This is a genomic window from Paraburkholderia sp. J69-1 (assembly GCF_905220255.1).
Classification (GTDB): Bacteria; Pseudomonadota; Gammaproteobacteria; order Burkholderiales; family Burkholderiaceae; genus Paraburkholderia.
Genome location: NZ_CAJMZG010000017.1, coordinates 146,349 through 159,827 on the forward strand (window position 1 = coordinate 146,349; position 13,479 = coordinate 159,827).

Annotated in this window: 14 protein-coding genes and 1 tRNA gene; 7 read left to right on the plus strand and 8 right to left on the minus strand. The window is 64.7% G+C overall.

Features of this window, described 5'->3' with window-relative positions:
• Positions 1–29: 29 nt before the first annotated feature.
• Together U5A67_RS27710 and U5A67_RS27715 are read right to left on the minus strand one after the other, a co-directional pair.
• Positions 30–545: a DUF1439 domain-containing protein gene (locus U5A67_RS27710; protein WP_321816821.1), complete on the minus strand. Its 516-nt coding sequence runs from the start codon at positions 543–545 to the stop codon at positions 30–32.
• Positions 546–695: 150 nt separating this feature from the next.
• A complete protein-coding gene (locus U5A67_RS27715) occupies positions 696–1,007 on the minus strand; it encodes a YkgJ family cysteine cluster protein (RefSeq protein WP_321816757.1) in 312 nt (103 codons plus the stop codon).
• Positions 1,008–1,280: 273 nt separating this feature from the next.
• Between U5A67_RS27715 and hemN the strand changes: the two genes are divergently transcribed.
• Together hemN and U5A67_RS27725 are read left to right on the plus strand one after the other, a co-directional pair.
• Positions 1,281–2,666, plus strand: a complete 1,386-nt coding sequence (gene hemN / locus U5A67_RS27720) for an oxygen-independent coproporphyrinogen III oxidase (RefSeq protein ID WP_321816756.1) — start codon at positions 1,281–1,283, stop codon at positions 2,664–2,666.
• Between the two features lie 82 nt (positions 2,667–2,748).
• Positions 2,749–2,833: transfer RNA gene (locus U5A67_RS27725), tRNA-Leu, on the plus strand.
• Positions 2,834–2,909: 76 nt separating this feature from the next.
• Here the strand turns inward: U5A67_RS27725 and U5A67_RS27730 are convergent.
• Both U5A67_RS27730 and poxB read right to left on the minus strand, forming a co-directional pair.
• Positions 2,910–3,161, minus strand: coding sequence for a hypothetical protein (locus U5A67_RS27730; protein WP_321816755.1), 252 nt, complete (start codon positions 3,159–3,161; stop codon positions 2,910–2,912).
• Between the two features lie 186 nt (positions 3,162–3,347).
• A complete protein-coding gene (gene poxB, locus U5A67_RS27735; protein WP_205984661.1) occupies positions 3,348–5,066 on the minus strand; it encodes a ubiquinone-dependent pyruvate dehydrogenase in 1,719 nt (572 codons plus the stop codon).
• Positions 5,067–5,348: 282 nt separating this feature from the next.
• On the opposite strand from poxB, the gene U5A67_RS27740 reads away from it, so the two are divergent.
• Both U5A67_RS27740 and U5A67_RS27745 read left to right on the plus strand, forming a co-directional pair.
• Entirely contained in the window at positions 5,349–6,056 is a 708-nt protein-coding gene (locus U5A67_RS27740; protein WP_321816754.1) for a 16S rRNA pseudouridine(516) synthase, read from the plus strand.
• Positions 6,057–6,210: 154 nt separating this feature from the next.
• The gene (locus U5A67_RS27745) at positions 6,211–6,399 is read left to right on the plus strand and encodes a hypothetical protein (RefSeq protein ID WP_205984659.1); all 189 of its coding nucleotides are present in this window, start codon (positions 6,211–6,213) and stop codon (positions 6,397–6,399) included.
• A 34-nt stretch (positions 6,400–6,433) separates the two neighbouring features.
• Here U5A67_RS27745 and U5A67_RS27750 read toward each other — a convergent pair whose 3' ends face one another.
• On the minus strand, positions 6,434–7,492 hold the full coding sequence (locus tag U5A67_RS27750; RefSeq protein ID WP_321816753.1) for an NAD-dependent epimerase/dehydratase family protein: 1,059 nt from the start codon (positions 7,490–7,492) through the stop codon (positions 6,434–6,436).
• A 116-nt stretch (positions 7,493–7,608) separates the two neighbouring features.
• On the opposite strand from U5A67_RS27750, the gene U5A67_RS27755 reads away from it, so the two are divergent.
• The 3 genes from U5A67_RS27755 (at position 7,609) to U5A67_RS27765 (ending at position 10,697) form a co-directional block, all read left to right on the plus strand.
• On the plus strand, positions 7,609–8,640 hold the full coding sequence (locus U5A67_RS27755) for a CDP-6-deoxy-delta-3,4-glucoseen reductase (protein WP_321816752.1): 1,032 nt from the start codon (positions 7,609–7,611) through the stop codon (positions 8,638–8,640).
• A 377-nt stretch (positions 8,641–9,017) separates the two neighbouring features.
• Positions 9,018–10,202: an acetylornithine transaminase gene (locus tag U5A67_RS27760; protein ID WP_205984656.1), complete on the plus strand. Its 1,185-nt coding sequence runs from the start codon at positions 9,018–9,020 to the stop codon at positions 10,200–10,202.
• Between the two features lie 18 nt (positions 10,203–10,220).
• On the plus strand, positions 10,221–10,697 hold the full coding sequence (locus tag U5A67_RS27765) for a GNAT family acetyltransferase (protein WP_321816751.1): 477 nt from the start codon (positions 10,221–10,223) through the stop codon (positions 10,695–10,697).
• 101 nt (positions 10,698–10,798) lie between these two features.
• On the opposite strand, the gene U5A67_RS27770 is transcribed toward U5A67_RS27765, so the two are convergent.
• The 3 genes from U5A67_RS27770 to U5A67_RS27780 are packed head-to-tail and all read right to left on the minus strand — an operon-like array spanning position 10,799 to position 13,474.
• Entirely contained in the window at positions 10,799–11,515 is a 717-nt protein-coding gene (locus U5A67_RS27770) for an ABC transporter ATP-binding protein (RefSeq protein WP_205984654.1), read from the minus strand.
• The gene (locus U5A67_RS27775; protein WP_321816750.1) at positions 11,515–12,291 is read right to left on the minus strand and encodes an ABC transporter ATP-binding protein; all 777 of its coding nucleotides are present in this window, start codon (positions 12,289–12,291) and stop codon (positions 11,515–11,517) included. The genes U5A67_RS27770 and U5A67_RS27775 overlap by 1 nt, the downstream gene beginning before the upstream one ends.
• Before the next feature lie 13 nt (positions 12,292–12,304).
• Positions 12,305–13,474 carry an ABC transporter permease subunit gene (locus U5A67_RS27780; RefSeq protein ID WP_205984652.1) on the minus strand — a complete coding sequence of 390 codons (1,170 nt, stop codon included), beginning with the start codon at positions 13,472–13,474 and terminating at the stop codon, positions 12,305–12,307.
• Positions 13,475–13,479: the final 5 nt, after the last annotated feature.

The window sequence follows — 13,479 nt, forward strand, 5'->3', positions numbered from 1 at the left end:
GCGTGCCGGGCCTGACCTGGCTGATGTCGCTATTTCTCGACGATCTGCACGCGTATGCCGTTTGTAAGGATGGTGATTGTACCGGGTTCGTAATTCACGCCGGCAAACTGAAGCTGATCGGGCTTGAAGGTATAGACGGGATAGTTGGTCAGCAACTGCGTGGCGGCCAGCGCGGCCACGGCGTTGACCTGCTGCGCGTAGGCGGCGGCATTGCCCGTCATATCGACGCTATCCACACTCGGCGAGCGCAGCACGACCGAACGGCTCGCGGCATCGTAGGCCAGTTCGCTCGACAGCGTGAATGCGCCGTTCACGGGCTGCTGCATGAGCGGACTTTCGAGGTGCGCATCGACATGCACGGCCACGCGGTTGCGATCCGGCAGCAAGGTGACGACGGGATTCGCCAGCGCGACTTCGAACAACTGCTGCACCGAGCGGTGATACGGGAACTTGCGCTGCACCGCGTCCTGCACCTGCTGCTGCGAGAAGGTGTAGTGATCGGGGATGAACGGAAACGTGCCCGTCGCGCACGCGCCGAGCGACATGGCCGCGCCCGCCGCAGCGCAGGCCGAGAGCAGGAAAGCGCGCCGCGTGGCGCGGGGCGCATCGGGGCTGCGCGAGATCTGGGGGGCGCGCGGCGCGCGTCGGATCATGCGAAATCTCCTTGAAGAACAGCGGGATACGGTGAAGCGCGTCTAGTGCGCAAGCGGCGTTTGCGGCACAGGCTGCGTGGCGGCTTCGAGCCGGTCGAGCCAGAGCAGCGCCGCTTCGCGCGTTTCGCCGCACATGTCTGCCTGAGGCTGCAGGCCCGAGCAGCAGGCCGGCCGCAACGGCGAGCCGAATATTTTGCACTGCAGGTCGTCGCCGAGTTGTGCGCAGCGCACGCCGGCGGGCTTGCCGTTCGGCATGCCGGGGATCGGCGAGCTGATGGAGGGCGCGATACAGCACGCGCCGCAACCGGGACGGCAGGCGTGCGCAGAGGCGCTGGAGGGGGAAACGGCACTCACATCGGCTTCCTGAAACGGGACTGTTACGGATTCAAAACAGGGCGCGCGGCAACGCGAAGGAGGCGCGGCGCCAGTCACCCCGCATTGTGCCATTTCGCGCTGCACGGCCCCCGCTGCGACCTTTTTACACAAACGGTGCGGCCCATCGGCCTCTTACACTGGGTTTATCCGGCGCTGTCGGAGCTGCCTGCCACGCCCGCTCTCACGATGCGAAGTGATGCGATTGCGATGCGTACCGCGACGCCGCCCGCGCCCCATCCCAGAGAGCCCCGCATGAGCGACGCCGACCTCCTCTTCCGCCCCGACCTGCTCGCCAGATACGGCACCAACGGCCCACGGTATACGTCCTATCCGACCGCCCTGCAGTTCCGCGACGATTTCGACGTCGACCACTACCGCCGCGCAGCGGGCGACGCCGGCGCCGCCGACACCGACCTCTCGCTCTACTTCCACATTCCGTTCTGCGACACCGTCTGCTTCTATTGCGGCTGCAACAAGATCGCGACAAAAAACCGCGGGCGCGCGAAACCATACGTGAAGCAACTCGTGCTCGAAATGGAATTGCAGGCGGCGCTGTTCGACACGAAGCGCCCGGTGTCGCAGTTGCACTGGGGCGGCGGCACGCCCACCTTCCTCTCGCTCGACGAAATGAGCACGCTGATGGCAGCCACGCGCGAACACTTCGCGCTGCTGCCCGGCGATCAAGGCGAGTACTCGATCGAAATCGACCCGCGCGAAGCCTCGGCCGAGACGATCGCGCATCTGCGCGGCCTCGGCTTTAACCGGCTCAGTCTGGGCGTGCAGGATTTCGATCCGGTCGTGCAGCACGCCGTCAACCGCGTGCAGCCGCTGGAAATGACCGTCGATGTGATGAACGCCGCGCGCGAACAAGGCTTCGAATCGATCAGCGTCGATCTGATCTACGGCTTGCCGCATCAGAACGTGACCAGTTTCCGGCGCACGCTCGACACCATGCTGCTGCTCGCGCCCGAGCGCATTTCGGTGTTTGGATACGCGCACATGCCGCAGCTTTTCAAGATGCAACGGCATATCGATGCCAGCGCGCTGCCCACGCCCGCCACGCGGCTTGCGCTGCTGCAACTCGTGGTCGAGCAGTTGACCGACGCCGGCTATGTGTACATCGGCATGGATCACTTCGCGCTGCCCACCGACGAACTCGCGCGCGCCCAGCAGCAACGCACGCTGCATCGCAATTTCCAGGGCTACAGCACGCGCGCTGATTGCGATCTGATTGGCTTCGGTGCGTCGTCGATCGGCAAGGTCGGCGATGTCTATGCGCAAAACGCGAAGGATCTGCCGGGTTACGGCGCGGCCATCGACGCCGGGCGGCTGGCGATCTCGCGCGGCGTGCGCCTCACCGCCGACGACCGCCTGCGCCGCGACATCATCACCGAGCTGATGTGCAATCTCGAATTGCGCTTCGACGAGTTCGAGGCGGCCTATGGCGTGCGCTTTCTGACGACGTTCGCGCCCGAGCTCGAGCGCCTGCGCGCCTTCGAAGCCGACGGGCTGGTCGCGCGCAGCACCAACCGGCTGGAAGTGCTGCCCGCCGGGCGCATGTTCGTGCGCAACATCGCCATGGTGTTCGACCGCTACCTCGGCACGCAGCAGGCCGAGCGCTTTTCGCGCACCGTCTGAGCACGGCTTGCCGAGGCTGCGGTTTTACGTCATAATTTACGGCTACTTCGAGCGCCCATTTGTCTGACGGGTTGCGAGAGCTGCCTCGGTGGTGAAATTGGTAGACGCGCCGGACTCAAAATCCGGTTCCGAAAGGAGTGCCGGTTCGATTCCGGCCCGAGGCACCAAAACGAATTCAAGCAAAAAGCCCAGCCTTCACAGGCTGGGCTTTTTGCTTTCTGGACGCTCAAGCGGTCTCCGTTCTCAAGCCGCCTTCAGCCAGACACCTTCCTTGTCTTCAAAGACCAGACGCTCATCAGCTTTTCGATCGACATCGGCCACCCGCTCGATCAGCTCTTTCATTTTGACGTTGCCGTCGATCGTTTCGACATAAATAGCGCGAAACATCCGGTCAGCGGTCTTGAAGATCTTGCCGCTCTTCTCCCAAAGTGCCACGGTCTGCTCGGACGTGCCCAGCAGATCGGCCGCACGATGTCTTCCTGACGTAGCAGCCATTGGCCAGCCACCCGTTTTGCAGCCCGATCTCTGTGTAGTGGTCCATGGTTTCCTCTCCCGCAGACGAGGACCTTTGCTGTCAACCGGGCCACCAGCCTTTGCTTTCCAGCAAACCCCACGTACAAAGCCCCGCATTCGCGGGGCTTTGTCCTTCCTACGCTCTGCGCATCCAGCCGCGCGGCCGAGTCAGCGCAAATTCGTCTCTGCCAATTCCACCACTTCGTCGCCGCGGCCGCTCAGCACGGCGCGCAGCATATACAGGCTGAAACCCTTCGCCTGCGCCCATTGCAGCTTGGGCGGCATCGCCAGTTCGTGCTTCGCGGTGACCACGTCCACGAGCGCCGGCCCCGGATGCGCGAACGCTTCGCGCAGCGCATCGTCCAGCTCCTCGGAGGTCTCCACCCGCACACTGAATAGCCCCGCGCCCTTGGCGATATCCGCGAAATTGGTCGCGGCGAGATCGGTGCCGGTTTCCACGTAGCCGCCCGCCTTCATCTCCATCGCCACGAAACCGAGCGAACCGTTATTCAGGACGACGATCTTGATCGGCAGATCGAGCTGGCGCGCGGTGAGAATATCGCCGAGCAACATGGAAAGGCCGCCGTCTCCCGATAGCGAAATCACCTGCCGCCCCACGTGCGCAGCCTGCGCGCCGAGCGCCTGCGGCATCGCATTGGCCATCGAGCCGTGGTTGAACGAGCCATGCAGACGCCGCCGCCCGTTCATCGTCAGATAGCGCGCGGCCCAGAGCGTGGGGGTGCCGACATCGACGGCAAAAATCGCGTCGTCGGCGGCCAGCGCGTCGAGGCGCGCCGTCACATATTGCGGATGCAGCGGCTTGCCCGCCGGCGCCGGGCGTGCGAGATCGTCGAGTCCCTTGCGCGCCTCGGCGTAATGCCCGCGCGCATGCATGATGAACTGGCGATCGGTCTTGCGCGTGAGTTTGGGCGCGAGCGCGCGCAAGGTTTCGCGCACGTCGCCGATCAGACCGAGCGCGAGCGGCGCACGTTTGCCGAGCGCCGCCGCATCGCGATCGATCTGCACGATGTTCGCGTGATCGGGATAAAAATTGCGATACGGAAAATCCGTGCCGAGCATCACCAGCGTGTCGCACGACATCATCGCGTGATAGCCCGAACTGAAGCCGATCAGCCCCGTCATGCCCACGTCGAACGGGTTATCCCATTCGACGTATTGCTTGCCGCGCAGCGCATGCACGGTCGGCGCGCCGAGCGTGTCGGCGAATGCCACCACTTCGTCGTGGGCGCCCTTGCAGCCGCTGCCGCACAGAAGCGTCACGGCCTTCGACTGGTTGAGCAGGTCCGCCAGCCGGTCGAGGTCCGCCGCCGCCGGCAGCGTCGCGGGGCGCGCGGCTTGCGCCCACGCCGGCTCTTCGTCGGGCGCGTCGAGCAGCGCCACGTCGCCGGGCAGCACGATCACCGCCACGCCCTTCTGGTCGATCGCCGTGCGCAGCGCCGTGGCCAGCACGCGCGGAAACTGCGCGGCGTTCGTCACCAGTTCGACGTAGTGCGCGCATTCGCGAAACAGTTCGGTCGGATGCGTTTCCTGAAAATAACCGAGGCCGATTTCCGTCGACGGAATATGCGCGGCAATCGCCAGCACCGGCGAGTGATTGCGATGGCAATCGTAGAGACCGTTGATCAGGTGCAGGTTGCCCGGGCCGCAACTGCCCGCGCAGACGGCGAGCCGGCCGGTCGCCGCGGCTTCCGCACCGGCCGCGAAGGCCGCCACTTCCTCGTGACGCGTATGCATCCAGCGAATGGTGCCGAGCTTGCGCAGGCTCGCCGATAGCCCATTCAGGCTATCGCCCGTCACGCCCCAGATGCGTTCGACACCCACTGCTTCGAGCGTTTTCGCCAGAAAATCCGCGATCGTCTTCGCCATGCTGTCCTCCACGTAAGCGGTCAGGCGCAGCGCGCACCGCATGGCGGCGGCACGCGACGCTGCGCGCGATGAAAGGGGAAGCGAGCGGCACCGAACACAGTCCATCGCCGCTGCATCGCGCTACGTTACGCCATCCTCGCGAAACACGTCGCGAACAGCGCTTAACCGCAACGAGAATGGATGGAAACAGCAAGCCGATCGTCAAGCGGGCCAGGCCGTCGTACGCCTGCCGCGACGCGGTTCGCTAAAATGCTGCGGTTTTCACGCCATCGGCGTTCCGCCATGAATCTCGAAAGTATTCTTTTCTCGCAAGGCTTCGGCACGCGCCGCCAGTGCCGCGGGCTGATCGCCGATGCGCGCGTTGCCGTCGCAGGCGACACCTGCACCGATCCGCACGCCGATTTCGACACCGCCGCTCTCGTGTTCAGCGTCGACGGCGCGTCCTGGCCGTTCCACGAGCGCGCTTACGTGGTGCTCAACAAGCCTGCGGGCTACGAGTGCTCGCGCGATCCGCAGCATCATCTGAGCGTGTTTCATCTGCTGCCGCCGCAGTTCGCCGAGCGCAACGTGCAGTGCGTCGGCCGGCTCGATCAGGACACCACCGGCCTGCTGCTGCTCTCCGACGACGGCCAGTTCGTCCACGCGTTCACCTCGCCCAAACGCAAGGTGCCGAAGATCTACGTGGCGACCACGCGGCACCCCATCGACGATACGCAGTTGCAGGCGCTGCGCGAAGGCGTCCTGCTGCACGGCGAACGCGTGCCGAGCGTGGCGCTCGCGGCGAATGCACGCGGCGAGCACGAACTTGAGCTGAGCATGCTCGAAGGGAAATATCACCAGGTCAAACGCATGGTCGCGGCGGCGGGCAATCGCGTGGAAGCGCTGCATCGCGAGCGCATCGGCGGATATTCGCTGCCAGCGGACCTCGAACCGGGCCAGTGGAAGTGGCTCGACGCGGCCGCCCTCGACGCGCTGCGCAACACGGGGTAAACCACCACGCATCGCGCGCGGGCTTGTCCCGCCGGGCCGGCGCCCGATTCAACGCATGAATGCGCCCTTTTTATGCCGCGCCGCAGCATGCCCTGCCTGACGTTCCGCCCTATACTCGTTTAAACAACGATTACAAGTTTCAAGGAGGGGCATCATGGACATCAACGGCACATTCGAGATCCCATTCGTGCTGATGGCTTTCATGGGTCTAGGGGTGATTCTGATCGGCGGCCTGCTGGCCTCGATGCATTTTCGGCATCAATACCATCCGAACCTGATCGGCGCACTCATCGGGGCGCTGTTGTGCTTCCTCCTTATCGAGGCGCTGCCGGCAATCACGTGAACGGCACGCTTTGCGCCGCGCCGCCCGCCCGGGCTTACGGGCGCGGGGGCAGCGTGCGCAAGAACGCATCCACATCCGGGTAACGCAGGCTCACGCGCAATTCGCGCTTGAGCCGCGTGTTGTCGAGCCGGCGCGATTCCCGCATGAACGAGAGCAGGACCGGGTCGAGTTCGCGCTCGGCGATGTCGCGGCTCACGCGCGGCGCGCGGTTCAGGCCGAAGGCATCCGCCACGTGGTCGAAATACTCCCCCATCTTCAGTTCGCTGTCGTCGCTTGCGTGCACGATGCGCGCGGCCCGGCCGTGCGTGGCCATGCGCAGCAGAATGGCGGCGAGATCGTCGGCGTGGATGTGGCTCGTGTAGACGTCGTCGCTGGCCGCGAGCGCGGGCGTGCCCTTTTCCAGCCGCGCAAGCGGCAGGCGGCTGGCCCCGTAGATGCCGGGGATGCGGGCGATGGTTGCCTTGAGCGCGCCGCGCGCGGTGGCGCGGCGCAGTTGACGCTCGGCGGCCACGCGGCGTTTTGCGCGCACGTTGGCGGGACGCGGCGTGCGCGTTTCGTCGATGCGCGCGCCGCCGCAATCGCCGTAGACGCCCGTCGTGCTGGCGTACACGAGCGTCGGGCGACCCGGCGCAGCGCTGTGGGCCGGCCGGGCTCGCCAGGTGCGCTCGGGTACAATAGCGGAGGTTTTCGCGAAGGGTTTTGGCGTCAGATCAGGGCGCAATGCCGGGCGCATCAGACGGCTGGTTAGGCCCCCTGCCCGCACGCGCGAAGCGCCACCGCGGCGCGTCTTGAGCGCGGCGATCAGCCGGCGGGTACGCAGATCGTCGTTGCCGTCTTTCTGCGGCGGCGCGAGATGCAGCACGGTATTGGCGAGACCCGCGAGACGCTTCATGCGCGCGCGCTGGTCGAGGTCGCCGGTTACCGGCACGGCGCCTGCGGCACGCAACAGATCGACGCGTTCCGGGCGGCGCGTCAGCGCGAATACGCGCGGTTTGGCGCGGCGCGCCTGCAACTGCGCGACACAGCGCAGGCCGACGTCGCCGCAACCGACGATAAGGATGCGCGCACGGCGCAAGGTTCGTGTGGCAATCATAATGGACCCATTTTAGCGGCCGATGACGCCCGCGACCTGCAGAGCCCCTACCGGCGACGGCCCGAACCGGCCCCAAGCCGGTTCACCCCGAATCACAGACTCACGTTTTTTCGAATATGGCTTTCAACGTAACGCTTAAGCAAAGCGGCCGGCAATTCCAGGTCGAACCCGACGAAACCGTCCTGAACGCTGCGCTGCGCCAGGGCGTCGGCATTCCCTACGGCTGCAAGAACGGCGCCTGCGGCTCGTGCAAGGGCTCGATCTGCAGCGGCGAAGTCGAGCAGCGCGCGCACGCGGCATCGGCATTGTCGAACGACGAAAAAACCCGCGGCATGGCACTGCTGTGCTGCGCGACGGCGCAGACCGACCTCGAAGTCGACATCCGCGAAGTCGCCGGTGTCGGCGACATGCAGGTGCGCAAGCTGCCCACCCGCATCGCCGCGATCGAGCGCCGCGCCGACGATGTCGTCGTCCTCAAGCTGCAACTGCCCGCCAACGAGCGTCTGCAGTACCTCGCCGGCCAGTACCTCGAATTCATCCTCAAGGACGGCACGCGCCGCTGCTACTCGATGGCCAGCGCCCCGCACGAGGAAGGTCCGCTCGAATTGCACATCCGCCACATGCCGGGCGGCAAGTTCACCGACCACGTCTTCACGCAGATGAAGGAGCGCGACATCCTGCGCTTCGAGGCGCCGCTCGGCACCTTCTTCCTGCGCGAGGATTCGGCTAAACCCATCGTGCTGCTGGCGTCGGGCACCGGTTTCGCGCCGCTCAAGGCGATCGTCGAGCATGCGGTCCACAAGAAGCTCGACCGCCCCATGACGCTCTACTGGGGCGCGCGCCAGAAGAAGGATCTGTACCTGATGGAACTCGCCGAACAATGGGCGAAGGAGATCCCGAACTTCCGCTTTGTGCCGGTGCTCTCCGAGCCCGCCGCCGACGACGCCTGGAGCGGCCGCACAGGCTTCGTGCATCGCGCGGTGATCGAGGATCTGCCCGATCTGTCGGGTTATCAGGTCTACGCATGCGGCGCGCCGGTGATGGTGGAGTCGGCCCAGCGCGATTTCACGCAGCATCACGGCCTGCCCGAAGACGAGTTCTACGCGGACTCGTTCACGAGCGCCGCCGATCTGGCGAATCCGGTTTAAGACACGGCGAGGCGGGTCGTTGCGCGCGCAATGCCCCGCCATAACCGGCAATACCCCGCAATAACCAGCCGCCGCGCCCCGCCGTCACGAAAATTTCTTCGCCGCGCGGCACATTGACGGTTTACATCGCCGATCCGCTTGTCGTATTCTTGCGCCCATGAACCGCATCCTGTCCGAACTCCGACGTCGCCGCTCGCCCCATCTTTAGGGCCTGGCTTAGTCGCGGACGCGCGTTGCAAAGGGTTTCATCCCCACAGCGCACAGGAAGTTCGAATCACGAAAGCCACGGCCAGCCCGTGGCTTTTTGTTTTTCTGCCGTATCGTTATCCACCCCTTTTTGCAGCCTCAACTGCAGCCTCACCGCGGAGCCCGTTGCCATGAATTTTTCCGAGTACCCGATCGAGTCGCTGATGTACATCACCAACCGGCCCGAAATCGTTTTCACGCATGGCAAGGGGTCGTGGCTCTACGACAACGAAGGCAAGCGCTACCTCGACTTCATCCAGGGCTGGGCCGTCAACAGCCTGGGGCACGGCAACGAAGGCATGATCGAAGCGCTCGAAAAGCAGGCGCGCCTGATCATCAACCCGTCGCCGGCGTTCTACAACGAGCCGATGGCGAAGCTCGCCGGTCTGCTCACCGAACATAGCTGCTTCGACAAGGTGTTCTTCGCCAACAGCGGCGCGGAAGCCAACGAAGGCGCGATCAAGCTCGCCCGCAAGTGGGGCAAGAAGCATCGCGACGGCGCGTTCGAGATCATCACGTTCGACCACAGCTTCCACGGCCGCACGATCGCGACGATGTCGGCGAGCGGCAAGCCGGGCTGGGACACGATCTACGCACCGCAAGTGCCGGGCTTCCCCAAGGCCGATCTGAACGACATCGCTTCGGTCGAAAAGCTCATCACCGGCAAGACCGTTGCCGTGATGCTCGAGCCGATCCAGGGCGAAGGCGGCGTGATTCCCGCCACGCGCGAATTCATGCAGGAACTGCGCGCGCTCACGAAGAAGCACGGCATCCTGCTGATCGTCGACGAAGTGCAGACCGGCTGCGGCCGTGCGGGCACCCTGTTCGCCTACGAACTCTCGGGCATCGAGCCGGACATCATGACGCTCGGCAAGGGCATCGGCGGCGGCGTGCCGCTCGCGGCGCTGTGCGCGAAGAAGGAAGTCTGCGTGTTCGAAGCGGGCGATCAGGGCGGCACCTACAACGGCAATCCGCTGATGACGGCGGTCGGCTACTCGGTGATCTCGCAACTGGTCGCGCCGGGCTTCCTCGAAGGCGTGCGCGCCCGCGGCGAATACCTGCGCGAAAAGCTGCTCGAACTGTCGGCCGAACGCGGCTTCCAGGGCGAGCGCGGCGAAGGTCTGCTGCGCGCGCTGATGCTCGGCAAGGACATCGGCCCGGAAATCGTCGAAAAGGCACGCGTCATGCAGCCGGACGGTCTGCTGCTCAACGCGGCGCGCCCGAACCTGCTGCGCTTCATGCCGGCGCTCAACGTCACGAACGAGGAAATCGACCAGATGATGGCGATGCTGCGCAACATCCTCGATTCGCTGTAAGCCAGGGAAATCCACGCGATGTCCGCCACGCCGATGACGTCCATGACGATCCGCGCGTTCGAGCCGGCCGATACCGACGCCGTGCTCGCGCTCTGGCTCCTCGCTTTCCCGGAGTACAACGACGCGAGCCGGCCGCATCGCAATCCGCGTCTGTCGATTGCGAACAAGCTCGGCACGCAGCCGGAGCTGTTTTTCGTCGCGGTCGATGACAACGGTGCGGTGGTCGGCACGGCGATGGCGGGTTACGACGGACATCGCGGCTGGCTCTACTCGCTGGCCGTGGCGCCGCAGGCGCGGCGTCTGGGCATCGGCACACGGCTGGTGCGCCATGCCGAAAGCACGCTGGCGGCGATGGGCTGCCTCAAGCTCAATCTCCAGGTGCTCAGCGACAAGCCCGAAGTGATCGCGTTCTATGACGCGCTCGGTTATCGGGCCGATGCCGTCGTGAGTCTGGGCAAACGGCTGGGCGTGCAGGAGCCCGAAGCGATCGCCTGAGGCAAGCGTCGGCAGTACGCACGCGATAAAAAAGCCGCATGAGCATTACGCTCATGCGGCTTTTGTACTTCTGGCGCTCGGGTCAAAAAGACCGTTTCAGATCATTCACCCAGATACGCTGCCCGCACCTTCGGATCGTCGAGCATCTGCTTCGCGTCGCCTTCCATCGTGACGAGACCGGAGTCCATCACGTAGCCGCGATTGGCCGCCTGCAGCGCCAGACGCGCGTTCTGCTCGACCAGCAGCACGGTGATGCCTTCGCTCGAAATCGTGCGCACTACTTCGAAGATCTTCTCGACCATGATCGGCGAGAGACCCATCGACGGCTCGTCCAGCAACAGCAGCTTCGGACGGCTGATGATCGCGCGCGACATCGCCAGCATCTGCTGCTCGCCGCCCGAGAGCGTGCCCGCGAGCTGCGTGGCGCGTTCCTTCAGGCGCGGGAAGAAGCCGAACATGCGGTCGACGTCCTTCTGGATGCCGTCCTTGTCGTTGCGCAGATACGCGCCCATCTGCATGTTTTCGACGATCGACATGCGCGCGAAGATGCCGCGGCCTTCCGGCACCATCGCCAGGCCTTTCTTCAGCAGCTCGTGCGCGGGGATGCCCTTGATCGACTTGCCCATGTACTCGATGTCGCCGGCCGAGTAAGCCTTCAGGCCCGTGATGGCCTTCATGGTGGTGGTCTTGCCGGCGCCGTTCGCGCCGATCAGCGTGACGAGTTCGCCCTGCTGGACCTCCATGTCCACGCCCTTCACTGCCTGGATGCCGCCGTAATTGACCTGCAGGCCCTTGATTTTCAACATCGGTGTAGACATCAGTGAACTCCCGCGCCCAGATATGCTTCGATAACCTTCGGGTCCTTCTGCACGTCCTGCGGCAGACCTTCGGCGATCACCTTGCCATAGTCGAGCACTGTCATGCGGTTGCACAGGCCCATCACCAGTTTCACGTCGTGCTCGATCAGCAGGATGGTCTTGCCATCGGCGCGGATCTTGTCGAGCAGGCGCGTGAGTTCGACCTTCTCGGTCGCGTTCATGCCGGCGGCCGGTTCGTCGAGCGCGAGCAGCTTCGGATCGGTGGCCAACGCGCGCGCGATTTCCAGGCGGCGCTGGTGGCCGTATGAGAGATTGCGCGAGGTGTAATCCGCGTACTGCGCGATGCCCACGTATTCGAGCAGTTCGAGCGCGCGTTCCTTGATCTCGCGCTCTTCCTTGCGCTCCGAAGGCGTCTGGAACACCGCGCCCAGCAGGCCGTGCTTCGTCCGCACGTGACGGCCGACCATCACGTTTTCGAGCGCCGTCATGCCGCCGAACAGACGGATGTTCTGGAAGGTGCGCGCGATACCGGCTTTCGCGACCTGGTACACGGCGGTCGGCGTGTAGGCCGTGCCGTCGAGCTTGAACTCGCCCGAATCTGGCGTGTAGAGACCCGTGATCACGTTGAAGAACGTGGTCTTGCCGGCGCCGTTCGGGCCGATCAGGCCGTAAATGGTGCCTTCCTCGATCTGCAGGCCCACATCGGACAGCGCCTGCAGGCCGCCGAAGCGCTTGTTCACGCCGCTCACGGAGAGGCGGATTTGCTTGTTGCTCATATGTGTGGCCCCCTTAAGCGCGCACCGGCTTCTTGCTGCCGCGTTTGGCGATCTTCGCGATCTTGTCTTCGTGCTTCGGCGCGGGCCAGAGGCCTTCCGAGCGGTACAGCATGATCACGACCATGGCGAGACCGTAGAGCAGCTGGCGAATGACTTCCGTATCGACGATCTCGTGACCGAAGATGGCGTTCTGCAGCGGACCCATGGTCGAGCGCAGGAACTCGGGGAAGATGGCGAGCAGCACGGCGCCCAGAATCACACCCGGAATGTGGCCCATACCGCCGAGCACCACGCAGGCCAGCACCACGACCGATTCCCAGAACGTGAACGATTCCGGCGACACGAAGCCCTGGAACGAACCGAACATCGCGCCCGACAGACCGCCGAACGACGCGCCCATCGCGAAGGCCAGCAGCTTGACGTTACGCGTGTTGATGCCCATTGCCTTGGCGGCGATTTCGTCCTCGCGGATCGCGGCCCATGCGCGGCCGATACGCGAGTGTTGCAGACGCGTACAGACCCAGATCACGAACAGCGCGCACACCACGAACGCGTAGTAGTACATGTACACCGACGGGAACGAGAAGCCGAAGAAGGTGTGCGTCTGCGAGAGATTGAAGCCCGCCACCGTCAGCGGATCGATCCCCGTGATGCCCTTCGGGCCGTTGGTGATGTTCACCGGACGGTCGAGGTTGTTCATGAAGATACGAACGATTTCCCCGAAGCCCAGCGTCACGATCGCGAGGTAGTCGCCGCGCAGTCGCAAGGTCGGTGCGCCGAGCAGCACGCCGAACAAGGCCGCGAGCGCCATCGCGCACGGAATGATGACCCAGAACGGCGCATGCAGGCCGTTCGGGAACATGTGCGCGATCCACTCGAACTGCGAGGTCAGGTGCGGCGAGGACAGCAGCGCGGCAACGTAGGCGCCCACCGCGTAGAACGCGATATAGCCCAGGTCCAGCAGACCGGCGAAGCCCACCACCACGTTCAGGCCCAGCGCGAGCATCACATAGAGCATCGCGAAGTCCAGCACGCGCACCCAGTAGTTGCCGCCCGTTGCGCCCACCACCATCGGCAGGGCGATCACGAAAGCCGCCGTGAGAATGCCCACGGTCAGCGTCTTCGTCATGTTCTTTTCGGGGATGAGCGTCGTCGACGGCTCGATCGGTTGAATGGAAGTCATGTTGT

Coding starts and splice junctions, on each gene's coding strand:
- U5A67_RS27745 (WP_205984659.1), top strand. CDS start 6,211: ATGGACATCAACGGCACATTCGAGATCCCATTCGTGCTGATGGCTTTC.
- U5A67_RS27710 (WP_321816821.1), bottom strand. CDS start 545: ATGTCGCTCGGCGCGTGCGCGACGGGCACGTTTCCGTTCATCCCCGAT.
- U5A67_RS27755 (WP_321816752.1), top strand. CDS start 7,609: ATGGCTTTCAACGTAACGCTTAAGCAAAGCGGCCGGCAATTCCAGGTC.
- U5A67_RS27780 (WP_205984652.1), bottom strand. CDS start 13,474: ATGACTTCCATTCAACCGATCGAGCCGTCGACGACGCTCATCCCCGAA.
- U5A67_RS27730 (WP_321816755.1), bottom strand. CDS start 3,161: ATGGCTGCTACGTCAGGAAGACATCGTGCGGCCGATCTGCTGGGCACG.
- hemN (WP_321816756.1), top strand. CDS start 1,281: ATGAGCGACGCCGACCTCCTCTTCCGCCCCGACCTGCTCGCCAGATAC.
- U5A67_RS27740 (WP_321816754.1), top strand. CDS start 5,349: ATGAATCTCGAAAGTATTCTTTTCTCGCAAGGCTTCGGCACGCGCCGC.
- U5A67_RS27775 (WP_321816750.1), bottom strand. CDS start 12,291: ATGAGCAACAAGCAAATCCGCCTCTCCGTGAGCGGCGTGAACAAGCGC.
- U5A67_RS27750 (WP_321816753.1), bottom strand. CDS start 7,492: ATGATTGCCACACGAACCTTGCGCCGTGCGCGCATCCTTATCGTCGGT.
- U5A67_RS27765 (WP_321816751.1), top strand. CDS start 10,221: ATGTCCGCCACGCCGATGACGTCCATGACGATCCGCGCGTTCGAGCCG.
- U5A67_RS27770 (WP_205984654.1), bottom strand. CDS start 11,515: ATGTCTACACCGATGTTGAAAATCAAGGGCCTGCAGGTCAATTACGGC.
- poxB (WP_205984661.1), bottom strand. CDS start 5,066: ATGGCGAAGACGATCGCGGATTTTCTGGCGAAAACGCTCGAAGCAGTG.
- U5A67_RS27760 (WP_205984656.1), top strand. CDS start 9,018: ATGAATTTTTCCGAGTACCCGATCGAGTCGCTGATGTACATCACCAAC.